Genomic DNA, 21,674 nt, shown 5'->3' with positions numbered 1-21,674 from the left:
AACTGCTCCCCAGCGGCCCGGTCGGCCTCGCGAAAGAAGCGCCAGAGCATAGGCAGAGCCACGCCGAGCGGCAAGGCCACAAGATGCACGGCGCGCCATTCACCCGGCCTTAACCACGATTTGCCAAATCTCCGGCGTCCGGAGTGGCCCTGCCCATGCGTAGCTCTGCCGAAATCCTGCGCTTCAGGCGTGCCGCGACCGGCACGCCGACCGACCCGCGCGACGAACGGCTCGCGCAGGCCTCACGCCCGCCGCCGTTTGCCTCGGCGATCCGTCGGCTCGCGGCGGAGGTCGATCGCCTGCGCGACGAACTGGAGCAGAGCCGGCGCCACGTCCGCGACCTCGAAACGCGGTCCGAGCAGGACAGCCTCTGCCCGGTGCTCAACCGGCGCGGGTTCGACCGCGAACTCGGCCGGGCCTTGGACCATGTCCACCGCTATGGCGGTTCGCTGGCCGTCGCCTTTCTCGATCTCGACGGCTTCAAGCCGATCAACGATCGCCACGGCCATGCCGCCGGCGATGTCCTGCTCGTTCACGTGGCCGAGATCCTTGTCGGCGCGATCAGGAGCTCCGACAGCGTCGCGCGCCTCGGCGGCGACGAGTTCGGCCTGGTCCTGTGGAATCTCGATGCTGAAATCGCGGCCGCCAAGGCCCGGTCGATCGAGGCCGCGGTCGCGACCACGCCGACTCAGGCCGGAATTCACGCCCTGGCGGTCGGCGCCTCCTGTGGCATGGCGCTGGCGCAGCCGGGCGACACCGTCGCCGGCCTGACCGCACGCGCCGACCTCGCCATGTATGCCCGCAAGGCGGAGCGCAAGGCCCTGATGGAGGCCGAAAGCCCGGCTCAGGCAATGATATCGGGTGTCCGCATATCCTCGAGATAGGAAATCCGGTCGCGCAGCGCGAGCTTGCGCTTCTTCAGCCGTTGCAGCTGCAGCCGGTCGGCCACCACCAGGGCGGCCAGAGCCTCGATCGCCGTATCGAGGTCGCGATGTTCCTGCCTCAACCGCTCCAGTTCGAGCGAAATGTCGCGCTCTTCGTCCTCGGTCAATGGCATCGTCGCACCGGTCAAGGGAATCGGACGCGCTCGCGTGGAAGCGCCGGCCGCGACTATCGCGCCCGCCGCGGCCAAGGGCAAGGCAGCCGGCCCGGCCGTGGGCGATATCGCGCTCCGGGCATTGTCGCTGTGGCCGGGCTCGTAACATTCCGTGATTTTACTTTGCCGGAGAAGGGGTAAAACATCGGTCGTCCGACGCGTTGCGGACCCCGTCCGAGACGTTGTCGGCACGCCCATTCTCAAAAGGAGACATGGATGAGCCTGCAGTCGCACCTATCGGAATTGGAACGGCGCCATCAGGCGCTTGATCGAGAACTGGCAGAAATCGTTGCGAGTCCTTCGTCACCTGACGAAAAGATCGTCGATCTGAAACGACGCAAGTTGCTTTTGAAGGACGAGATCACACGGCTGAAAGCCGGTGTACGGAGTGTGCACTAAAGGAGATCCCACCGGATCATGGCCGCGCACGGCGCGGCCGAACCGATAAACGGACCGCCGGCAGCCTCCTGGGCGCCGGCGGTTTCGTTTTTGAGCCCCCGCAACCGCCGTGCTCAGGCCCGCGCCGGCCACATGCGCCGGAACACGCCGTCCCGCTTGATGACGAGGTGCATCAGCGCCGCGCCGGCATGGCCGACGACCAGGAAGCTCATCAGCGCGACCGCGGTGAAATGCACGAGATAGACCGGCTGTGAGCTCTCCAGCGTGCCCGAGATCGGCAAGGTCAACGGCACCGTCCAGAACAGGTTGACCGGCGGGCAGCACATCGAGGTGGCGACCCAGCCGCTGATCGGCACGATGAAGATCAGGAGGTAGAGCAGGTGATGCAAGGTGGTGGAAGCCACCCGTTCCAACGGCGTAAGGCTGGCTTCGGGCGGCGGCGCGCCCTTGAAGATCCGGAGCAGGACACGCAGGACGGCCAGCATGAAGATGATCAGGCCGATGGATTTGTGCAGTTCGTAGAGGCGCCCCTTCAAGACCGGGTTGGCGCCCGGCGCCGGCTCCCACGGAATGTTGGTCATGAACACGCCGAGCGGCACCATGCCGATGATCAGGACCGCCATGATCCAGTGCACCGCACGTTGCGGCGCCGAATAGGCGTGTTGGACGGCTGGAATGGTCTTAGGCTGCTGCATCCGCATTGTCCTCGCTCGCTGCAAGCCTGAGATCGCAGTCGAACAGGACATCTCCGTCGGGCAGCTGATGCACCCGGGTCACCGGGCGCAAGGCATCGTCCACGACCGAGATGGGCGGCAATTCGATCCCGGGCACTCCCGAGCCGATGATCATCGGCGCGACCAGAACATGCAAGCGGTCGACCGCCCGATGTTCCAGGAACAGCGAGATCGTTCGGGCGCCACCCTCGATCAGGATCCGCTTCAGCCCGGCTTCGAACAGGGCCTCCACGATCGCGTGGGGCGACAAGGCCGAGGGGCCGAGCCGTCGCACCAGCAATTGCTCGACCCCTGCCGGCACGGCGCTCGGCTCGGCGCGCAGCACGATCCGCCTGACGCCGTCATCGGCCAGGCATTTGGCGCCGGCCGGCAAGCGGGCGCCGGCATCGATCACCACCCGTGCCGGGCTGCGGCCGGGCACCCGGCGGACCGTCAGCAAGGGATCGTCGGCGACCACCGTGCCGACCCCCACCACGACAGCGTCGACCTGGGCGCGCAGTCGATGCAGGTGATCGAGCGCCGCCGACCGGTTGATATATTTGGAATGGCCGGTCAGCGTCGCGATACGCCCGTCGAGCGACTGTCCGAGTTGCGCCACCACGAAGGGGCGCGTCGAGGGAGCCGTGTCGAAACCGGCGAACGGCCCTGCCGCATCGCCGGTCGATCTCCTCTCGCATCCGGAAGGGTCAACGTGTAAAAACACGGTTGGCTCCGCCACATCAGACAAGGGAGCCTCCCGAACTGGGATTCCGGCGCCGGTCGCGCTTGATTGGCATGTCGAAACTCCTACATGCGGTCGGACATCGATCCGAGCGCGCAATTCGCGTCGGCATGCACGGCAGGGCCTGAAGGCAGTTCTATGACGGATGGGAATGGGATTCTAGGCTCTCGCGCCGACCTCGATCAAACCCGTGTCGAGCGCGCTCTTGCCGAGTTTCGTGCGGCGCGCCCGGTCCTGATCGCGAGCGAGGCGGAGGCGGTGCTGGTTTGCGGCGTCGAGGGCCTGGAGCCGCCGCTCGCCGAGGCGCTCGCCAAGCTGGCCAGCGGCACGCCGCGGCTGGTCCTGCCCGCCGCGCGCCTGCGGCGTCTCGGGCTCGAGCGCAGCCAGCCCGGCCGCGTCGCCCTGCCGAGCATCGATCTCAAGCGCATCGAGCAGCTGGCGCTGGTCATCGACGCCAAGACCGATGCCCCGGTGGCACCGGTCGACGCCCTCGACGAGACCGCGCTGGAGCTCGCCCGCCTGGCGCTCACCGTGCCCGTGGTGGTGGTCGTGCCGGTCGACGCTGCGAGCCTCGACGGCAGCAATGTCGAGCGGGTCAGCGTCGAGGCGGTGAAGAATTTCCGCCGCAACGAGGTCCGGCGCCTGCGCATCGTCGGCCGCGCCCCGGTGCCGCTGGAAGGAGCGCCGGAGACCGAATTCGTTGTGTTCCGTGGCGGCGAGGGCCTGCGCGATCAGGTGGCGATCGTCGTCGGCAAGCCCGATCTCGCCAAGCCGGTACCGGTCCGGCTGCATTCGGCCTGCCTCACCGGCGATCTCTTCGGGTCGCTCAAATGCGATTGCGGCGACCAGTTGCGCGGCACCGTCGAGTGGATGGCCAAGAATGGCGGCGGCGTGCTGCTTTATCTCGACCAGGAAGGCCGCGGCAACGGCATTGCCAACAAGATGCGCGCCTACAAGCTGCAGTCGCTCGGCTTCGACACCTATGACGCCGACGAGGTGCTGGGCTTCGACCTGGACCAGCGCCATTTCGACTTCGCCGCCGAGATGCTGAAGAAGCTCGGCATCGCCGAGGTCGACATCATGACCAACAATCCGGTCAAGGTGGCGGCGCTGCGCGACGCCGGGCTGCACGTCGTCTCCGAACGCCGGGTCATTGGTCGCCCGACCGATGAGAATGTCCGTTATCTCGCCTCGAAACGCGAGCGCGCCGGCCATTTCATCGACACCGACGCGCTGTTCGCCAGGCTCAAGGCCGGCGAATAGGCCCGCTTGCAGCGGGCCTGACCATGCCGGCCGTGCCCGGCGGGTGATCGCGCCGACACCCGAGGTACGTTATCAAGGTCCGGTCTTGAGCCCGGATCCGTCGATGCAAGTGCCTGCGCGCGCGCCGTTCAACCTGCCTGCCACGGTCGGGCTGTTCATCCTGGCCTGGGCGATCCTGGCCTTTCCCTGGCTCAGCGGCGGCGTCACCATTCCCTGGGACGCCAAGGCCCATTGGTATCCCCATCTCGGTTTCGTCGCCCGCGCCCTCCATGGCAGCGGCGGTGCCTTCTGGACGCCCAATATCTTCGCCGGTTCGCCGGAGATCGCCGATCCGCAATCGGTGCTCTTCTCCGCCCCGCTCCTGGCGCTCGCCCTGTTCGATCCCGCGCCTTCGCTCGCCGCGATGGACCGTGCGGTCTTCGCCATGCTGCTGATCGGCGGCATCGCGGTGATCCTGATCTTCCGCGATCGCGGCTGGCACTGGGGCGGCGCCCTGGTCGCCGCCATTGCCTTTGCCTTCGGGGCGGCGGCGAGCTGGCGCATCCAGCACGTCAACCAGGTGTTCTCGCTGTGCTGGTGGCCGGTCGCCTGGTGGCTCCTCGCCCGCGCGCTCGACCGTTCGTCGCTCCTCTATGGCATCGCCGCCGGCATCGCCGCCGCGCTCATGGTGCTCGGCCGCGACCAGGTGGCGCTGCTGCTGACCTATCTCCTGGCCGCCTATGTCGCCGCCCATTGGTTCGCCGGCGCCGGACGCATGACCCGGTTTCGCGCCAGCCTGCCGCCGCTCGCGGCTGGCGCCGTCGCCGGGCTCGCGCTCATTGCCGTGCCGGTCGTCCTGACCGCGCTCTGGGGCGAACAGTCGAACCGGGTCGCCATCGATCTCGAAGGCGCCGGCCGCGGCTCGCTGCATCCGGGCGCGCTGCTCACCCTCGCCATCGGCAATCTCTACGGCGCCGCCGGGCCGCTCGCCCAGTACTGGGGGCCGCCGAGCCCGACCTGGGGCGACACCGGCCTGTTCCTGGCCCGCAACATGGGCGTGCTTTATGCCGGCGCCATCCCGTTCTTCCTGGTCTTCGCTGTCATCGGCACCGGCGCGGCGCTGGCCGCCGAAATCCGCTATGTCACGATCGCGCTGATCGTCATGCTGGTCTTCGCGCTCGGCTGGTACACGCCCGCGCTGCAGCTGTTCTGGCATTTGCCCGGGGTCAGCCTGTTCCGCCGCCCGGCCGATGCGGTCTTCGTCATTGGCGGGCTCTATGCAATGCTCGCCGGCTATGGCGCGCATTTGCTGCTGACCGGCCGGCTCAAGCCCGGCGGCCTTGCCTCGGCCGGCCTGGCAGCCCTGTTCGTCGTCGCGGCCGTCTTGGCGATCGTCCTCAAAGGTGCGCCGGCCAGCGCCTGGCAACATCTGGCCATCGGCGCCGGCACGCTCGCCCTGTCATGGGTCGCCCTTGCCATGGCGCCGAGATTCAAGCCGGCCCTGCTGCCGCTGGCGCTCGCCGCCGTCCTGGTCCTGGATCTCGCGGTGACCAACGCACCGAGCGAATCCACCGCACTGCCGCCCGACACCTATGACGTGCTCAGATCCGATACCGGCAATACCACGGTCGCGCTCTTGAGAACCAGCCAGGTCCGCGACGCCACCCGGCGCGATCGCGTCGAGCTGATCGGCCTCGGCTATTTCTGGCAGAATGCCGCGATGGTCCACGGCTTCGAGGACACGCTTGGTTTCAACCCGGTCCGCTCGGCCGCCTATGCCGGTCTGGTCGGCGCCGAGGACATCGCCTCGCTGCCCGAGCAGCGACGGTTTCCTCCAACCTTCCCATCCTATCGCTCGACGCTCGCGGACATCCTGGGCCTGCGCTTCATCGTCTCCGGCGTGCCGATCGCCGAGGTCGACAAGCGCCTGCCGCCACTGGCGCTCACGCTCGTCGGCCGCACCAACGACGCCTATGTCTACGAAAATCCGCGCGCCCTGCCACGTGTCTGGGTCGCACCCGCCGCCGAGCCGACACCCGCACGCCTGGCCGAAACCGGCTTCAGACTGGATCTCGATCCACGCGACACCGTGCCGATCGAAGGGCCGGTACCGCCCCGCCGTGCCGCCGGCGGCGCTGCCCGCATCGTCAGCTACGCCAATGCCGCGGTGGTGGTGGAAACCGAGACCCGCGACGGCGGCATCCTCGTGCTCGCCGATGCCTGGCACCCCTGGTGGGTCGCGCGGATCGACGGCCGCGACGTGCCGATCCGGCGCGCCTTCGGCCTGATCCGGGCGGTCGAGGTGCCGGCCGGCAAGGCGACGGTGCGCTTCGCGTTCGAACCCTTTGCCGGTGCGCTGGCGCAGCTCACCGGCGGCCGCTGATCACCTGAACGCCTTCACGGCGATGCCCGCCGCCTCCAGCCTGTCCCGGACACGGCGCGCCATGGCGACCGCGGCGGAATTGTCGCCATGAACGCAGATCGTATCGATCGCGACGTCGAGCACCTTGCCGGTAACCGTGACGATCCGCCGGTCCTCAACCATGCGCAGCACCCGCTCGGCGGCAAGCTCGGCATCATGGATCACCGCGCCGGCGACCTTGCGGCTGGTCAGGTTGCCGCTGTCGTCATAAGTCCGGTCGGCGAACACCTCGCGCGCCATCGGCAGGCCGAGCTTTTCGGCAGCCCGTTCGGTCGGCAGCCCCGGCATCACGACATAGACGAGACCAGGATCGATCGCCTTGATGGCCCGGCCGATCGCCAGCGCCATGTCCTCGTCGTCATTGATCATGTTGCCGAGCGCGCCATGGGCCTTCACATGGGTCACCTTGTGGCCGGCGAGCGCCGCGCAGGCCTGCATGGCGCCGATCTGGTAGGCCATCTGCTTTTCCAGGTCCGCCATGCTGTCGCCGCGGATGACCCGGCGGCCGAAGCCCCAGAGATCGCCGAAGCCCGGATGGGCGCCGATCGCCACGCCCTTGGCCTTGGCGACCTCGGCGGTGCGATGCATGATGATGGGATCGCCGGCATGCCAGCCGCAGGCGACATTGGCTGAACTGACGATGTCGAGCATGGCCGCGTCGTCGCCCATCTGCCAGGGCCCGAAGCCCTCGCCCATGTCCGAATTGAGATCGACCGAGGCCATCATCGTTCTCCTTCTCACATGTCGTTGTCATGCGGCATGGGCACGGCGCCATGGGCGCTGATCCAGCCGTCGACCAGGTTGAGCGACAGCAGCCGCTCGGCATCGAGCCCGCCACCGGCCGGCTTGAGCCCGGCCGCGACCGCCGCCAGCATGGCCGCCTGATCGCGCGCGGCGGCGATCGCCTGCTCACGCGAGATGACCGTGAAACGCACCTCGCTGCCCGGCCGCTGCTGGACGAAGCGCGGCAGGTCGGCCGAGATGATGGTGGCGACCTTGGGATAGCCGCCGGTGGTCCCCCGGTCGGCCAACAGCACGATCGGCTCGCCGGAGCCCGGCACCTGGATCGCGCCCATGGCGATGCCGTCGGAGACGATGTTGAACCCCTTGGAATGGGCGATCTTCGGCCCGCTCAGGCGATAGCCCATGCGGTCGGCCTGGGCCGAGACGGCATAGGCCTCGCCGGTCAGGGTCGCGATGCCGGCTTCGGAGAAATAGTCGTCCTGCGGTCCGAGCACGACGCGATAGGAGCCGGCATTGACGCGCGGTGGCACCGTCACGGTCAGTTCCGGCCCGGCCGGCGCGCCGGCGACCGGCAGTTTCTGGCCGGCCTTCACCCGCTCGCGCCCGACACCGCCGAGGCCGGCACGCAGGTGAAACGACTGGCTGCCGAGATCGGGTTTCAGATCGAAGCCACCCGACACCGCCAGCATCATGAAGCTGCCGAGCCTGGCCGGACCGACGCTGACGACCTGGCCGGCGCGCGCCGTGGCGCTCGACAGCGGCGGCACCGGCTCGCCGTCGACCTTCAGGTCGGCCGCAGCCCCCGCCAGCGCCAGGCGAACCTCGCCGCCCTCGACCTGGAACGACCCGCCCATGACGGTGAATTCGATCGCGCCGGTTCCCGGCGCGTTGCCCACCAACATATTGGCGATCGCCAGCGCGACACGGTCCATGGCGCCGGCCGGACCGACACCGTAGCGCTGGTAGCCGAACCGTCCGGCATCCTGGATCGTGGTTCCGGCGCCGCAATCCCTGACCAGGAGATGCGTCATGCTACGATCTCCTCGACCACCGGTTCGCCGGCCGCCGCCGCACGGTCGAGCGCGTCCCAGCGTGCCGCCTCGATCGGCTCGAACACCACCTCGTCGCCGGCGCCGACCAGGAACACCGGATCGCGATCGGGCATGAAATTGCGCACCGGCGTCCGGCCGAGCAAATGCCAGCCGGAAGGCGCCTCGACGGAGGCAAACAGCGCCTGGACGCCGCCGATCGACACGGTGCCGGCCGGCGTCTTGATGCGCGGATCGATGCGCCGCGGCAAGGCAATGCTCTGATCGGCGCCCGACAGGTAACAATAGCCCGGCAGGAAGCCGAGCATGGCGACACGATAGATCCGGCTCGAATGGCGCCGGATCACCTCCTCGACGGTCAGGCCATGGGCGCTCGCGACGTCGGCGAGATCGATGCCGAATTCGCCGCCATAGACCACCGGCACCTTCCAGCGTTTCGGCTTGGCGGCCGAAGGCTTGAGACCGTCGAGCACGGCCAGCACCCGGGCCTCGAATGCCGCCATGTCGATGGTCAGGGGATCGAGCTGCACCATCACCGAGCGATAGGTCGGCAAGGTCTCGACGACCCCCGGAATGGCCGCCGCGGTCAATGCCTCGTCGAAGGCGAGGCAGAGCGCGTTGACCGCGTCGTCGATCTCGGTGCCGAACTCCACCGTGACGGCGGTGTCGCCGCAGGCAAGGAAGCGCGGCGGGATGGGCGCGCCCATCGCGGACCTCATGAACTGGGACCAGGCTGGATGGCGAGGTAGTCCGGCGATCCTAACGTGGACCGCCGGCCTGCGTCGCCTCCACGAACATGCGTGGCAGCACCGTCACGATATCGGGGAAGACCGTGATGATGACAATGGCGATGACCAGCATGAGGAAGAACGGCAGCGAGGCATAGGCGACGAACCAGCTGTCGCGGCCGCTCATCGATTGCAGCACGAAGAGCACGAAGCCAACCGGCGGCGTCACCTCGGCGATCTCGACCAGCAGCACGATGAAGATGCCGAACCAGACCGGATCGATGCCGACCTTCTGGATCATCGGCAGCACGATGGTGGTGGTCAGCACGATCATCGAGACGCCGTCCAGCGCCGTGCCGAGGATGATGTACATCACCGTCAGCACCGCGATCAGCTGGAATTTCGACGGATTGAGATAGGCAACGAATTCGGCCAGCGCCCGGGGGATGCCGGTGAAGCCCATGGCGAGCGTCAGATAGGCGGCGCCGGCCAGGATGAACATGATCATGGCCGAGAGCCGGGTGGCGCCGAACAGGCTTTCCTGGAAATGCTCCCAGGTCAGCGAATTGCCCCACCAGGCCAGCGCCAGCGACCCGACCACGCCGAAGGCCGCGGCCTCGGTCGCCGTCGCATAGCCCGCGACGATCACCCAGATGACCATGACGATCAGCAGCATGCACGGGATCAGCTCTTTCGACGCGACGAGCTTTTCCTTGAAGCTCATCTCGCCGAGGTCGTCGGCCGGCACCTTGTCCGGATTGAGCAATGCCCAGACGACGATATAGCCGGAGAACAGCACCATCACGAGCAGGCCGGGCAGGAAGCCAGCGAGAAAAATCTGGATGATCGAGACTTCGGCGGCGACCGCGTAGACGACCATGATGATCGATGGCGGGATCAGGATGCCGAGAGTGCCGGAGCCGGCGAGCGAACCGAGCGAAATGGAGTCGGGATAGCCGCGCCGCTTCAGTTCCGGGACGGTCATCTTGCCGATGGTGACGGCGGTCGCCGCCGACGAGCCGGACACCGAACCGAAAATGCCGCAGGCCAGCACGTTGACGTGCAGCAGCCGGCCGGGAAGCCGCCTGAGCCAGGGCGCCAGCCCGACGAACATCTGGTTGGCCAGATTGGTGCGGAACAGGATCTCGCCCATCCAGACGAACAGCGGCAGTGCCGCCAGTTCCCAGGAGGCGACCGACTGCCAGACCGCGGTCGCGAGATTGAGGCCGGGCGAGGAATTGGTGAAGAAGGCCATGCCGACCCAGCCGGTAATGGCGAGCGAAAAGCCGATCCAGGCGCCAACCGTCAGGGTGGCGAACATGACGACGAGCAGGAGGGTGCCGATGGTGAGCGCGCCCATGGTTCAGACCTCGCCCGAATAATCGCCGGCCGCATGGCGGTCGCGGACCTGCTGGACATAGGTCGGCACCAGGCCGGAGGCGACGCGGACGAACTCGTCGACAACAGCGATGGCGAGCACGATGGCGCCGATCGCCACCGGCGCCTGCGGGATCCAGATCGGAATCGGCAACAGCCCCTGCCCGCGCTCGTCGAAGACAAAGCTCTCATAGACCATATTGCAGAGCCAATAGGACAGGTAGGCGCCGAAGGCAGCGCAAATGGCGAGCGCGACGAGCTCGATCCAGCGCGCCGTCTTGTCCGAGAAGCGTTCGACGATGATGCCCATGCGCACCAGCTCGCCGCGCTTGAAGGTCGCGGCCAGCGGCAGGAAGGCGGCGGCGGCGCAAACCCAGGCGGTGACGTCATCGGCGCCGCGCAGCAAGGTGCCGCTCAATCGCAACGTGGCCTGCGCCATCATGATGGCGCAGATGGCGAAGACCGCCACGGCGCCGAGCAGAGCCGTTCCGAAATAGAGATTATCGAGCAATTTTCGCATGACCAGCCTGTGGTTTGCGGCCGCGATCCCCTGAGGATGCGGCGACGGCGAGCGAGATGTCAGGAACGGATGAACATGGCGATATCGGCGGCCCGCAAGAGACCGGATCAGGGCCGCGGCAACCACGGCACAACAGGCAACCGGCGCGGGATGCGCCGATTACCGGTGCGATCGGGTCGCGAGCTGTCTCGACCGATCAGGCGCGCACGCTCGAACGGAACTTCTCGATGACCGACTTGCCGGTATCGCCGGTCTTGGCGATCCACTCCTCGGTCAGCTTGGCGCCGACCGCCTTGACGTCGGTCAGCAGCTGCGCGCTCGGCTCGACAATGGTCATGCCGTTCTTGCGCAACTCCTCGATCGAGGCGATCTCGACTTCCGCCGCGAGCTTCCAGCCGCGCGGCTCGGCCTGGGCGGAGGCGGCCAGCATGGCCTGCTTGACCGGCTCCGGCAGGCGCTGCCAGGCGCGCTCGTTCACCAGAACGGCATTCTTCGGCATGGAAGCGCGCAGGTTGACGAACTGGCTCGAGAATTCCCAGGCGCGCGACTGAACGCCGGTGGCGCCGGAGGTGATCATGCCCGTGACGATATTGGTGGCGAAGGCCTGCGGCACTTCGGAGGCCTGCACCGCGGTCGGCACGGCGCCGAGCAGTTCGGCCATGCGCGAGGTGATCGGGCTGACGGTCCTGAACTTCATGCCGCGCATGTCGGCACCCGAATTGATCGGCGTCTTCGAATAGAAGGCCTGGCTCGGCCAGGCGACGGCATAGAGCATGCGGATGCCGCGCTTCTGCAGCGAGGCCTGGAGCTGGGCCTTCGAGGCCTCGTGCAGCTTCATCGCCTGATCGAGGCCCTGGGCCAGGAAGGGGATCGAGTCGAGTTCGTAGAACGGATCCTCGTTGCCGAACTGGCTGACCAGGATCTCGCCGGCGGCGACCTGGCCGGTCGACACCGCGCGCAGGATTTCCGGCAGCCGGATCAACGAATTGTTCGAATGGACCTGGATCTTCATCGATCCGCCGGTCGCCTTGGTGATCTCCTCGACCCACCAGCGCACGTTCTGGGTGTGATAGGTGCCGTCGGTATAGGGCACCGGCATGTCCCAGGAGGTCTGGGCGCGCAAAACGGTCGGCGCGGCAAGCGCGGTCGCACCGGCCATGCCGGCGAGAATCTGACGGCGGTCGAACATGGGAGAAGCTCCTGAAGTCCCTGATCTCTGGATGGTCCCGCCTTTGTCAGGCGGTCGAGGCTGCTTGCCTTTATCCGGCAATTGGATCGCTGTTTCACGTTCAAGACAAGAGGCACGCGTGCATTGCGGTGCACACTGGAACGCGCGAATTCGCCCGCCGCGCCCCTCGCCTGCGACATGAAACAACTCTCAGGCAGGAGAATTGCGCAACAAAAATCTGATGTCAACGTATCGTCGATAATTTATCATCGTTTTATTGATTTGATTTCGATAAGATCCCCTCCTTAAATCAAGCCTCGTCGCCCAGCCTCAATCCGCGAGAGAATCGCCGATGCCCTCGACCCCGACGCCCGCCGCTCCAACGGCTCCCGCACCGACGCTCGGTCCGATCGTCTCCTCGGCCCATCTCGCCTCCGGCGCGATGCCGGCATTGTCGGAATTCGAGTTCGGATTGATCCTGGTCGGCCACGCCTTCGACCGTTGGATGACACGGTGTTCGGCCGCCGCCGGAATGCCCGGCCTGTCGCCGCTCGAAGTGCTGATCTGCCACACCGTCAATCATCGCGGCCGGCCGAAGCGCATGGCCGATATCGCCCTGGTGCTGAATGTCGAGGACACCCACCTCGTCACCTATGCGGTGAAGAAGCTGGAGGCGGCAGGCCTGGTGAAGGGTGAGAAGGTGGGCAAGGAAAAGGCGATCGGGACCACTACCAAGGGCGCCGAATTCTGCCTGCGCTACCGCGAGATCCGTGAAGCCCTGCTGATCAAGGGGGTGCAGGCCTTCGGCTCCGACGCGGTCGAGCTGAGCCGCATCGCGGCCGAGATGCGTGCGCTCTCCGGCCTCTATGACCAGGCGACCCGGTCGGCCGCGAGCCTTTGATCATCGGGCGTCGGGCCGCTCGGCGGGCATTGGCGCCCGCCCGCCGCCAGATGTCGAAGCTCAGCCGCCATAAACCTTGGCGCCGGCCTGGCTGACCAGGCCCTCCGACAGGTCCTGGTGGAGCGCCGCCCGGTCACGCGCCGTCGGATCGCCGATGCCGCCGCCGCCCGGCGTCATCACCACCAGGCGGTCATCAGGGGGAATGAGCTGGAAGCCCTTGCCCTTCAGCTTGACACCCGATTTCAGCGCGACGGCGCCGGCGGCGCCGTCCTTGCCGCCGTCGCGGCCGCGCGCCGGATGGTCGATCCGGTCATAGGCGGCGAGCAGGTCGAACGGCTTGCCGATGCGGCTGCCGACCTCGATCACCTGGCCGAGACCGCCGCGCGTCTTGCCGGCGCCGCCGGAATCCTCGCGGAACTCCTTGCGCCAGAAGATCAGCGGGGTGATCGATTCAGCGATCTCGACCGGCGTGCCCTTGACGCCGGAGGGATAGGCGGTCGCCGACAGCCCGTCCTTCAACGGCCGGGCACCGGTGCCGCCATTGGAGGTCACCGCCATGGTGAACCCGTAATTGCCGAGTCCGGTATCCTCGGTCTGGCCACGGACATTGAGGTTCCACAGGCAGGACGTGCCCTCGGCCGGCACCCGCTCGGGGATCGCCTGGCGCAGCGCGCCGAACACCACGTCGGGCAGCATCTGGCCAATCACGTGGCGCGAGGCGACCGGCTTCGGCTTCAGCGCATTGACGATCGAGTTCTCCGGCGCCGACACGGTCAGCGGCGCGAGCGACCCGGCATTGTTCGGAATGTCCTTGCCGACAATGCAGGCAAGGCCGAACACGGTATAGGCGGTGGTATAGGCGAGTGGCACGTTGATGCCGCGGCGCGAAGCGGGTCCGGTGCCGGCGAAGTCGACATGGATGCCGATCTTCGACACGGTGACGGTGGCGGCCAGCGTCACCGGCTCGTCATAACCGTCGACCGTCATGGTGTTCGACCAGGAGCCTTGCGGCATGGCGGCGATCGCCTCGAGCACGGCGGCGCGCGAACGGCTGAGGATATGCTCCGACAGCACGTCGAGATCGTCGAGCCCGAACTCGGTCATCATGGCGGACAGCCGCTCGCAGCCGACATCGTTGCAGGCGGCGAGCGAATAGACGTCGCCCTCGGTGTCGATCGGCAGGCGCGTATTGGCCCGGATCATCGCCATCAGGGTCTCGTTGAGCTTGCCGTTGTCGGCGAGCTTCAACAGCGGAATGTAGAGCCCTTCCATGAACACGTCGGTGGCATCGGGACCGAAGCCGATGCCGCCGATATCCATGAGGTGGCTGGTGCAGGAAAACAGCGCCACCAGCTTGCCCTTGTGGAAGGCCGGCGTTGTCAGCACGAAGTCGTTGAGGTGGCCGGTGCCCATCCACGGGTCGTTGGTGATGTAGATGTCGCCTTCGCGCATCGTCTCGACCGGGAAGGTGCGGACGAAGTGCCTGACGCTTTCGGCCATGGAATTGACGTGGCCGGGCGTGCCGGTGACCGCCTGGGCCAGCATGTTGCCCTCGCGGTCGAACACGCCGGCGGAGAGATCGCCGGCCTCGCGCACGATCGCCGAAAAGGCCGTGCGCAGCAGCACCTGGGCCTGTTCCTCGACCACCGCGATCAGGCGGTTCCACATGACCTGCAGATCGATATCGGAAAGCTGGGTCATGGCGATCAAATTCCCTTGGCGGCAGCGGTCTTGTCCGCCGTCTTGGCGGTCAGGACCAGGCCGAAACCGGCATCGAGTTCGGCGTCGAACGTGGCGGTGACGAAGGTCGAGGTTCCCGCCTCGACGATGATCGCCGGACCGGCGACCACCGCTCCGGGCGTCATGGTCGAGCGGTCGATCATCGGCACGTCGACGGTCTTGCCGCTGCGGCCGTCGAACACCGGCCGCGAGCCGATCGGCTGCGGCCCGGCCTTGCGCTCGGGCGTCTTCAGCACCGCCGGCTTGGCCGTGTCGGTGGTCACCAGCAGCGCCCAGGACAGGATCTCGATGGCCGCTCCGGGAATATGGCGGGCGAACAGCTGGCGATAGCCGGTCTCGAAATGCTCGCGCATCATCGCGATGTCGGCTTCCGTCAGTGCCCGGTTCGGCAGCGCCACGGCGATCTCGTGGCCCTGGCCGGTATAGCGCATGAAGGCGGTGCGGGTTTCGTGCAGCGGCCGGCCGCCGGCCGCCGCCTTGGCGAGCGCGCTCGCCTCCTGACTCATATGGCTGAGCAGCGCCGTCGCCTCGGCGACATCGAACTTGTCCAGCCGCATGAACTTGGAATGGACCAGCTCATAGGCCGCGGGCGCGCGCAGGAAGCCGATCGCCGAGCCGACGCCGGCATCGGCGGGAATGATGATGCGCGAAATGCCGAGCTTTTCGGCAAGCCGTGCCGCATGCAGCGGCGCCGCCCCGCCAAAGGCCACCATGGTATGGTCGCCGACCACCACGCCGCGCTCCACCGAATGGACGCGGGCGGCATTGGCCATGTTCTCGTCGACGATCTCGGCAACGCCATGGGCGGCCATCGACATGCCGAGCGACAAAGGCTTGCCGACCGAGGCTTCGAGCGCCGCCGCCGACTGCTCGGGATAAAGCGTGATCGCGCCACCGGCGAAACGGCCGGGATCGATCTTGCCGAGCGCCACGTCGGCATCGGTCACCGTCGGATTGGTGCCGCCACGGCCATAACAGGCCGGGCCGGGAACCGAGGCCGCCGAATCCGGCCCGACGGTGATGCGCTTGAGGCCGTCGACCCGGGCGATCGAACCGCCGCCGGCGCCGATCTCGACCATTTCGATCACCGGAATGCGCACCGGCAGGCCCGAGCCCTTCATGAAGCGCGACTGGCGGTCGACCTCGAAGGTGCGCGCCTTATAGGGGGTGGCGTCGTGGATCAGGCAGATCTTGGCGGTGGTGCCGCCCATGTCGAAGGACAGGACCTTGTCCTCGGCGCGTTCGGCGGCGATGTGGGCGGCCAGGATCGCACCGCCGGCCGGGCCCGATTCGACCAGGCGGATCGGGAAGCGCGCCGCCGTCTCCAGCGTCGCCAGCGAGCCGCCCGAGGTCATCAGGTGGATCGGCCGTTGATAACCTTCCGCGGCGAAGCGCGACTTCAGCCGGCCGAGATAGCCGGCCATCAGCGGCTGGACATAGGCATTGGCGATGGCGGTGGAGGTGCGCTCGTATTCGCGCATTTCCGGGCAGACTTCCGATGACAGCGTCACCTCGATGCCGGGCAGTTCCTCGGCCAGGATCTCGCCGGCACGCGCCTCATGGGCGCCATTGGCATAGGAATGGATGAAGGCGACGGCCACCGCCTGGACATCCTGCGCCTTCAGCTCCTGCGCCACCTTGCGCAGGGCCGCCTCGTCGAGCGGCACCCAGACCTTGCCCATCACGTCGATGCGCTCGGGCACGGTGTAGCGCAGCTTGCGCGGCACCAGCTGGCGCGGCTTGTCGATGAAGATGTCGTATTGGTCGTAACGGCCCTCGTCGGCGATCTCGATCACGTCGCGAAAGCCGTCGGTGGCGATCAGCGCGGTGCGCGCGCCCTTGCGCTCGATCACCGCATTGGTGGCGAGCGTCGTGCCGTGGACGAAGACGCCCAGGTCGGCGAAGCCGATGCCGGCCTGTTTCAGCACCAGGCGCGTGCCTTCGACCACCGCCTCCTCGGGCGCGTGCGGCGTGGTCAACACCTTGGTGGTGAAGCGCTCGTCGCCCTTTTCGAGGACGATGTCGGTGAAGGTGCCGCCAATGTCGGTGGCAAGATGAATGATGTCGGGCGTTGTCATGGCGGGGACACTAGCGATCGGCGTGCCAAGAACAACCTCGTTCTGGTGAATAAGGGGGATGCGCTGCTGCGGTACAACGCCGCTCGACCCCTCGCCGCCGGCGTGGAAGTCTCCCGGGCCTCAGAGGGAGACCGACATGCCGAGACCGAAGCTGCCTTCCGTCGAATGGTTGAAGCTCACCGCGCCCGAACTGAACGATCTCGCGGCGGCCGGCGCGCTGGTCATCCTGCCGGTCGCCTCGACCGAACAGCATGGGCCGCATCTGGGCACCGGCGTCGACACCATCCTGTGCGGCACGGTCTGCCGGCTGGCCGCCGAACAGGCTCAGGACCGGCGTCCGGTCGTGGTGGCACCGACGCTCTGGGTCGGCATGGCCGAGCATCACATGGACCATGGCGGCACTTTCACCCTGGATATTCCGACCTACCGGGCCGTGCTGATCTGCCTGGTCACCTCGCTGAAGCGCCATGGCTTCAAGCGCGTGCTGATCGTCAACGGCCATGGCGGCAATGTCTCCGCGCTGAACGCGTTCCTGCCCGATATCACCAGGGAGACCGGCGTCGAAGTCGCCGCCACCACCTATTTCGAACTGGCCCAGCCGGCCTTCGCGCCGCTGCTCGAAGACCAGGACAGCGTGCTGCATGCCTGCGAGGTCGAGACCTCGATGATGATGGTGGCCGCCCCCGACGCCGTGCGCGAGGACAGGTTCGCCGAGGCCCATGGACCGAATTTCACCAATTCGCGCGACGTGCTGCTGCCGGTCGTGCAGCGCTGGCGCTCGATCAGGAGCTTCGCCCCTTCGGGCGTCATCGGCGACGCACGCAAGGCATCGCGCGCCAAGGGCGAGAAGCTGCAGGCGGTGGCGGTGACCGCGCTCGCCGAGGTGATCGTCAAGGGTGTTCCGTGGGAATGAGGCGGTGGGTGCACCAACCCGTGGCCGAAAAATGCTCTACGTCATCCCCGGCCGAGCGGCGCGAGGGGAAGGGGATCCAGGAGTTGCAGGGCAGAAGCCGTGCCGCTGCGAAATCACCTCATCCCGGTGGATTCCTTATGAATTGATGCGCTGACGTCGCAGCCTGTCGACTCCTGGATCCCCTTCCCCTCGCGTCGGCAGAAGCACGGGCTTCTGCCGGGCTCGGCCGGGGATGACGTCGCGATTTCCCGGCCGCCGGTCGGTCCGTGTCACACGTCCGCTCCCCTCCCCTCACCTGACCTTCTCGAGCCACTTCTTGTCGATCATCACGTGGATGCCCTTGTTACCGTTGACCACCTGGGTCACCCGGACGTCGGCGACCAGTGACAGCAACGCGAAAGCCTCGTCGCGGTCGAGGCCCGAACGGGCGGTGACTAGGTCGATCATGCCGCGCAAGGCGATCTGAACGGCCGCGTCGAGATCCGGATCGAAGGCCATGGTGATGGCATGGGTCGGCGTCTCCGCCATGGGCCAGGTCAGGCTCATGTCGTCGCGCACGGTCAGCTTGAACGTGCCGATCAGCCCGGTCTCGATGGCGGTGATGCAGACCTCGCCGTCGCCCTGCGCCCCATGGCCGTCGCCGACCGAGAAATTGGCGCCGGCGACATGAACCGGCAGGTAGAGCGTGGTGCCGGCCACCAGTTCCTTGTTGTCGAGATTGCCGCCATTGCGCCGCGGCGGCAGCGTGTTGATCCGGCCCCATTCGGCCGGCGGCGCCACCGCCATCACGCCGAAGAACGGCCGGTCGAGCGGGATGTCGTGGCCCCAGGGCATGCGGGCGAGCCGGGCCTGCCGGTCGATGCGTGAATGGAACAGCCGGCGCGCCTTGACGTCATCGGGCAGCGCCCCGACCAGCGGCGCGACGAAGGTATAGCCCCAGTCGTAATGCAGCTCGATCGCCTCGATATCGACTTGCAGCACATGACCGGGCTTTGCCCCGGTGACCGCCACCGGGCCGGTGCAGATATGGCCGGGCAAGGCCGGCCCGCCGAAGCGCTGCTGGATCGCGGTCAGCCCGGGCGGAATGCCCCAGCTCGGATCCGGCAGCACGTCGGCGCCGCCCGACACGGTCGAGATGGTCACCCGCTCACCCGAGCCGATGGTCAGCCTGGGCGCGAGCGCCGCTTCGAAATAGCCCCAATGGGCGGTGTCGGCGCCGGCGTCGAGGCGATGCGTCATCATGGTGTCCTGTCAGGTCGGGATGGCCTTTGCATTCTTCACCCGCACCCAGTGCAAGGCCAAGCCCGCGCCGAGGAAGACGAGACCGGCGAAGTCCGCATAGGTATTGGTGGTCAGCAGCAGGGCGCCGCCGACCAGGCAGAGCAGCCGCTCCGGCCAGTTGGCCTGATCGAGGGCATAGCCGGTGAACATGACGCAGAGGCCGACCAGCGCCAGGCAGCCGGTGAGCGTCGCCCAGATCACCGAGATCCAGGCCAACATGCCGCTCGGAGCGCCATAAATGGTGGCGCCCGCCGCGTTCACGCCCGACGGCACCAGCATCAGGAGCTGCGCGCCTTCCGGCGTCAGGCAGAACATGAAAGGCACGATGAAGGCCGGCAAGGTGTATTTCCAGGCCTGCATGGTGGTGCGGAACGGGTCGCCACCGGTAATGGCCGAGGCCGCGAAGGGCGCCAGCGCCGTCGGCGGCGAGACGTCGGCGAGCACGGCATAATAGAACATGAACATGTGGGCCGCGGCCGGCGCCACACCGACCTTGACCAGCGCCGGCACCAGCATGACCGCTGCGATGATGTAGCTCGCCGTCACCGGCACCGACAGGCCGAGGATCCACATGGCGAGCGCCGCCATCAGCAGGATCAGGAAGACATTGGAGCCGCCGGCCGAGATGATGATGCCCGAGATCGTCAGGCCGAGGCCGGTGAGATTGACCACCGAGACGATGATGCCGGCGCAGGCGCAGGTCGCGACGATGCCGAGCGTCGAGCGCGTGCCGTCGACCAGCGCGTCGATCATGCCGGTCCCGCCGTCGGGGGCCGGCCGGCCGGCGCGCATGGCGATCAGGCTCTGTGCCCCCGACACCACGATCGCCACGGCGATGCCCCAGAAGCTCGCCACCGAAACGCGCGCGTCGAACAATTCGTGCAGCCCGACGGCGCGTGGCAGGTCCGAGCTGCCGAACAGATAGGCCGCGACCGCCCCGACGCAGCCGGCGGCGAAAGCCGTGCGCGTCACCAGCTGGCTTTCCGGCCGGAGCATCGACAGCACGAAAGCCACGACGATCGACCAGTAGACCGACATGAAGCTGGAATAGCCGAGCACAAGGAACACCGCGATCGCGCCGAGCGACAGGAAGTGATAGCCGCCGGCCTTGGTCAGCTCCCAGAGCGAAGCATCCGAGGTGCGCACCGAGCGCACGTTGAGCCGCCGGCTGTCGGCCTCCGTCATCAGCCAGCAGGAGACGTAATAGAGGATGGTCGGGATGGTCGCGTAGATCAGGATCTGCAGGTAATCGACGTCGAGGAACTCGGCGATGATGAAGGCTGCGGCCCCGAGCGTCGGTGGCGACAGCGTCGCGCCGATGCCGGCGGCCGACAGCATGCCGCCGGCGACCTCGGGCGTATAACCCGAGCGCTTGAGCATCGGCCAGGCCAGCGACGAGACGGTCACCGTGGTGGCGACGCCCGAGCCCGAGACCGTGCCGAGCAGGAAACCCGAGGCGACCACCGCGCGGCCCGGCGCCGAGGGCGAGGCCTTCTTGCCGAACAGCGCGAAGGCCCATTCGATGAAGAACTTGCCGGCGCCGCCGCGATCGAGCACCGCGCCATAGATGGTGAACAGGATGATGAAGGTCGCCGCGACGTCGAGCGGCGTGGTGAAGATGCCTTCGAGCGTCAGGTAATTCTGGCCGATGATGCGGTTCAGCGTGAAGCCGCGATGCTCGAACACGTCGGGGATCAGCCAGCCGGTGCCGGCATAGCAATAGATCAGGAACACCACCGCGATCGCCGGCAGGATCCAGCCGACAGTGCGCCGGGTCGCCTCCAGGATCAGCAGGATCAGCGTCAGCCCCAGCACCATCTCATCGGCCGAGGGGCGCATCGAGCGGACTTTGTATTCCTCGATGTTGAAGGCCAGATAGACCGCCGCGTAGATGCCGATGGCGGCGAAGATCCAGTCGACCGGCTGGTAGCGCGCCAGGGTCTGGTTGCTGACCAGCAGCGGGTAGCTGAGGAAGCACAACGCCACGACGACGCCGAGGCCATAGGCGAAGGTCGATCGGCCGAACACCGCGAACATCGGGTTCGGATTGTGCAGGAGGTAGAGCATCAGCGCCACCGAGGTCAGCGCGCAGAGCATTTCCTCGACGCCCGGCCGGCGGGTCTTCGGCAGGCCGTCCGCGCCGGTCTTGGTCAAGGGATAGAGAATGAAGGTCAGCGCCAGGCACATGACCAGGAAGGACGAGCGATAGATCGTCGTATTGATCGAGAACTGGGTCCAGTAGAGCGCATAGGCGCCGATCAGGAAGCAGGTTCCCCCGGTCAGCCAGCCGAGCCATCCCGACAAGCGCCGCGCCGGGCCGCCTTCCGAATCGGAAGAGAGAGCTTCGATCTCCTCGGCGCTCAATTGCCGTTCTTCGGCCTGGGCCGCCGCCGGAGTCCTCGCTGCGCTTGCCGTCATTCGCCGTCCCCTCGCATACCCGGGACGGTCCGTTCAATGCGGCCCTGTCCCCATGGTCGGGGCGACCATAACCGGTTGGCGGCACAAAAAAAGCCGGGACGGCACCGCCATCCCGGCTCTTTTCACGAAACCCGCTTGCGCAT

At 67.2% G+C, this 21,674-nt stretch carries 19 protein-coding genes; 6 read left to right on the top strand and 13 right to left on the bottom strand.

Annotation, left to right across the window (positions count from 1 at the left end):
• Positions 1-155 precede the first annotated feature (155 nt).
• Positions 156-884 (top strand): GGDEF domain-containing protein, encoded by a 729-nt coding sequence (locus AC07WJ_RS09010; RefSeq protein ID WP_494934224.1) that lies wholly within the window; start codon positions 156-158, stop codon positions 882-884.
• On the opposite strand, the gene AC07WJ_RS09005 is transcribed toward AC07WJ_RS09010, so the two are convergent.
• On the bottom strand, positions 845-1,057 hold the full coding sequence (locus AC07WJ_RS09005) for a YdcH family protein (protein ID WP_494934223.1): 213 nt from the start codon (positions 1,055-1,057) through the stop codon (positions 845-847). The genes AC07WJ_RS09010 and AC07WJ_RS09005 overlap by 40 nt on opposite strands.
• A 255-nt stretch (positions 1,058-1,312) precedes the next feature.
• On the opposite strand from AC07WJ_RS09005, the gene AC07WJ_RS09000 reads away from it, so the two are divergent.
• Complete coding sequence (locus tag AC07WJ_RS09000) at positions 1,313-1,495, top strand: YdcH family protein (protein WP_494934222.1); 183 nt, start codon at positions 1,313-1,315, stop codon at positions 1,493-1,495.
• Positions 1,496-1,608: 113 nt separating this feature from the next.
• Here AC07WJ_RS09000 and AC07WJ_RS08995 read toward each other — a convergent pair whose 3' ends face one another.
• Together AC07WJ_RS08995 and AC07WJ_RS08990 are read right to left on the bottom strand one after the other, a co-directional pair.
• Complete coding sequence (locus AC07WJ_RS08995; RefSeq protein ID WP_494934221.1) at positions 1,609-2,190, bottom strand: cytochrome b; 582 nt, start codon at positions 2,188-2,190, stop codon at positions 1,609-1,611.
• Positions 2,177-2,932 carry a RibD family protein gene (locus AC07WJ_RS08990; RefSeq protein ID WP_494934220.1) on the bottom strand — a complete coding sequence of 252 codons (756 nt, stop codon included), beginning with the start codon at positions 2,930-2,932 and terminating at the stop codon, positions 2,177-2,179. Before AC07WJ_RS08990 ends, AC07WJ_RS08995 begins: the two co-directional genes overlap by 14 nt.
• A gap of 156 nt (positions 2,933-3,088) precedes the next feature.
• Between AC07WJ_RS08990 and ribA the strand changes: the two genes are divergently transcribed.
• Both ribA and AC07WJ_RS08980 read left to right on the top strand, forming a co-directional pair.
• Positions 3,089-4,213, top strand: a complete 1,125-nt coding sequence (gene ribA / locus AC07WJ_RS08985; RefSeq protein ID WP_494934219.1) for a GTP cyclohydrolase II RibA — start codon at positions 3,089-3,091, stop codon at positions 4,211-4,213.
• Positions 4,214-4,316: 103 nt separating this feature from the next.
• A complete protein-coding gene (locus AC07WJ_RS08980; RefSeq protein ID WP_494934218.1) occupies positions 4,317-6,575 on the top strand; it encodes a hypothetical protein in 2,259 nt (752 codons plus the stop codon).
• On the opposite strand, the gene AC07WJ_RS08975 is transcribed toward AC07WJ_RS08980, so the two are convergent.
• From AC07WJ_RS08975 to AC07WJ_RS08950, 6 genes are all read right to left on the bottom strand, one after another.
• A complete protein-coding gene (locus AC07WJ_RS08975; RefSeq protein ID WP_494934217.1) occupies positions 6,576-7,337 on the bottom strand; it encodes a LamB/YcsF family protein in 762 nt (253 codons plus the stop codon). It lies immediately after the preceding gene.
• 14 nt (positions 7,338-7,351) lie between these two features.
• Entirely contained in the window at positions 7,352-8,389 is a 1,038-nt protein-coding gene (locus AC07WJ_RS08970) for a 5-oxoprolinase subunit C family protein (protein WP_494934216.1), read from the bottom strand.
• Positions 8,386-9,114, bottom strand: a complete 729-nt coding sequence (gene pxpB, locus AC07WJ_RS08965) for a 5-oxoprolinase subunit PxpB (RefSeq protein WP_494934215.1) — start codon at positions 9,112-9,114, stop codon at positions 8,386-8,388. The genes AC07WJ_RS08970 and pxpB overlap by 4 nt, the downstream gene beginning before the upstream one ends.
• A gap of 52 nt (positions 9,115-9,166) precedes the next feature.
• Positions 9,167-10,495 carry a TRAP transporter large permease gene (locus AC07WJ_RS08960; protein WP_494934214.1) on the bottom strand — a complete coding sequence of 443 codons (1,329 nt, stop codon included), beginning with the start codon at positions 10,493-10,495 and terminating at the stop codon, positions 9,167-9,169.
• 3 nt (positions 10,496-10,498) lie between these two features.
• Positions 10,499-11,032, bottom strand: coding sequence for a TRAP transporter small permease (locus AC07WJ_RS08955; protein WP_494934213.1), 534 nt, complete (start codon positions 11,030-11,032; stop codon positions 10,499-10,501).
• Between the two features lie 196 nt (positions 11,033-11,228).
• Positions 11,229-12,221, bottom strand: coding sequence for a TRAP transporter substrate-binding protein (locus tag AC07WJ_RS08950; RefSeq protein ID WP_494934212.1), 993 nt, complete (start codon positions 12,219-12,221; stop codon positions 11,229-11,231).
• 331 nt (positions 12,222-12,552) lie between these two features.
• Here AC07WJ_RS08950 and AC07WJ_RS08945 point away from each other — a divergent pair, with 331 nt between their 5' ends.
• Complete coding sequence (locus tag AC07WJ_RS08945; RefSeq protein WP_494934211.1) at positions 12,553-13,101, top strand: winged helix DNA-binding protein; 549 nt, start codon at positions 12,553-12,555, stop codon at positions 13,099-13,101.
• 60 nt (positions 13,102-13,161) lie between these two features.
• On the opposite strand, the gene AC07WJ_RS08940 is transcribed toward AC07WJ_RS08945, so the two are convergent.
• Both AC07WJ_RS08940 and AC07WJ_RS08935 read right to left on the bottom strand, forming a co-directional pair.
• A complete protein-coding gene (locus tag AC07WJ_RS08940; protein WP_494934210.1) occupies positions 13,162-14,802 on the bottom strand; it encodes a hydantoinase B/oxoprolinase family protein in 1,641 nt (546 codons plus the stop codon).
• Between the two features lie 5 nt (positions 14,803-14,807).
• Positions 14,808-16,919, bottom strand: a complete 2,112-nt coding sequence (locus tag AC07WJ_RS08935) for a hydantoinase/oxoprolinase family protein (RefSeq protein WP_494934209.1) — start codon at positions 16,917-16,919, stop codon at positions 14,808-14,810.
• 136 nt (positions 16,920-17,055) lie between these two features.
• Here AC07WJ_RS08935 and AC07WJ_RS08930 point away from each other — a divergent pair, with 136 nt between their 5' ends.
• Positions 17,056-17,832, top strand: coding sequence for a creatininase family protein (locus AC07WJ_RS08930; RefSeq protein ID WP_494934208.1), 777 nt, complete (start codon positions 17,056-17,058; stop codon positions 17,830-17,832).
• 291 nt (positions 17,833-18,123) lie between these two features.
• On the opposite strand, the gene AC07WJ_RS08925 is transcribed toward AC07WJ_RS08930, so the two are convergent.
• Positions 18,124-19,074, bottom strand: a complete 951-nt coding sequence (locus AC07WJ_RS08925) for an acetamidase/formamidase family protein (protein WP_494934207.1) — start codon at positions 19,072-19,074, stop codon at positions 18,124-18,126.
• 9 nt (positions 19,075-19,083) lie between these two features.
• The gene (locus tag AC07WJ_RS08920) at positions 19,084-21,531 is read right to left on the bottom strand and encodes a TRAP transporter permease (RefSeq protein ID WP_494934206.1); all 2,448 of its coding nucleotides are present in this window, start codon (positions 21,529-21,531) and stop codon (positions 19,084-19,086) included.
• Positions 21,532-21,674: the final 143 nt, after the last annotated feature.

The organism is Phreatobacter sp. GW821-FHT04C01, from assembly GCF_059420385.1.
Note: the sequence above shows the minus strand (reverse complement) of the source record. Positions and strands in the feature narration are given on the sequence as shown.

Coding starts and splice junctions, on each gene's coding strand:
- AC07WJ_RS09010 (WP_494934224.1), top strand. CDS start 156: ATGCGTAGCTCTGCCGAAATCCTGCGCTTCAGGCGTGCCGCGACCGGC.
- AC07WJ_RS09005 (WP_494934223.1), bottom strand. CDS start 1,057: ATGCCATTGACCGAGGACGAAGAGCGCGACATTTCGCTCGAACTGGAG.
- AC07WJ_RS09000 (WP_494934222.1), top strand. CDS start 1,313: ATGAGCCTGCAGTCGCACCTATCGGAATTGGAACGGCGCCATCAGGCG.
- AC07WJ_RS08995 (WP_494934221.1), bottom strand. CDS start 2,190: ATGCAGCAGCCTAAGACCATTCCAGCCGTCCAACACGCCTATTCGGCG.
- ribA (WP_494934219.1), top strand. CDS start 3,089: ATGACGGATGGGAATGGGATTCTAGGCTCTCGCGCCGACCTCGATCAA.
- AC07WJ_RS08980 (WP_494934218.1), top strand. CDS start 4,317: ATGCAAGTGCCTGCGCGCGCGCCGTTCAACCTGCCTGCCACGGTCGGG.
- AC07WJ_RS08975 (WP_494934217.1), bottom strand. CDS start 7,337: ATGGCCTCGGTCGATCTCAATTCGGACATGGGCGAGGGCTTCGGGCCC.
- AC07WJ_RS08970 (WP_494934216.1), bottom strand. CDS start 8,389: ATGACGCATCTCCTGGTCAGGGATTGCGGCGCCGGAACCACGATCCAG.
- pxpB (WP_494934215.1), bottom strand. CDS start 9,114: ATGGGCGCGCCCATCCCGCCGCGCTTCCTTGCCTGCGGCGACACCGCC.
- AC07WJ_RS08960 (WP_494934214.1), bottom strand. CDS start 10,495: ATGGGCGCGCTCACCATCGGCACCCTCCTGCTCGTCGTCATGTTCGCC.
- AC07WJ_RS08955 (WP_494934213.1), bottom strand. CDS start 11,032: ATGCGAAAATTGCTCGATAATCTCTATTTCGGAACGGCTCTGCTCGGC.
- AC07WJ_RS08950 (WP_494934212.1), bottom strand. CDS start 12,221: ATGTTCGACCGCCGTCAGATTCTCGCCGGCATGGCCGGTGCGACCGCG.
- AC07WJ_RS08945 (WP_494934211.1), top strand. CDS start 12,553: ATGCCCTCGACCCCGACGCCCGCCGCTCCAACGGCTCCCGCACCGACG.
- AC07WJ_RS08940 (WP_494934210.1), bottom strand. CDS start 14,802: ATGACCCAGCTTTCCGATATCGATCTGCAGGTCATGTGGAACCGCCTG.
- AC07WJ_RS08935 (WP_494934209.1), bottom strand. CDS start 16,919: ATGACAACGCCCGACATCATTCATCTTGCCACCGACATTGGCGGCACC.
- AC07WJ_RS08930 (WP_494934208.1), top strand. CDS start 17,056: ATGCCGAGACCGAAGCTGCCTTCCGTCGAATGGTTGAAGCTCACCGCG.
- AC07WJ_RS08925 (WP_494934207.1), bottom strand. CDS start 19,074: ATGATGACGCATCGCCTCGACGCCGGCGCCGACACCGCCCATTGGGGC.
- AC07WJ_RS08920 (WP_494934206.1), bottom strand. CDS start 21,531: ATGACGGCAAGCGCAGCGAGGACTCCGGCGGCGGCCCAGGCCGAAGAA.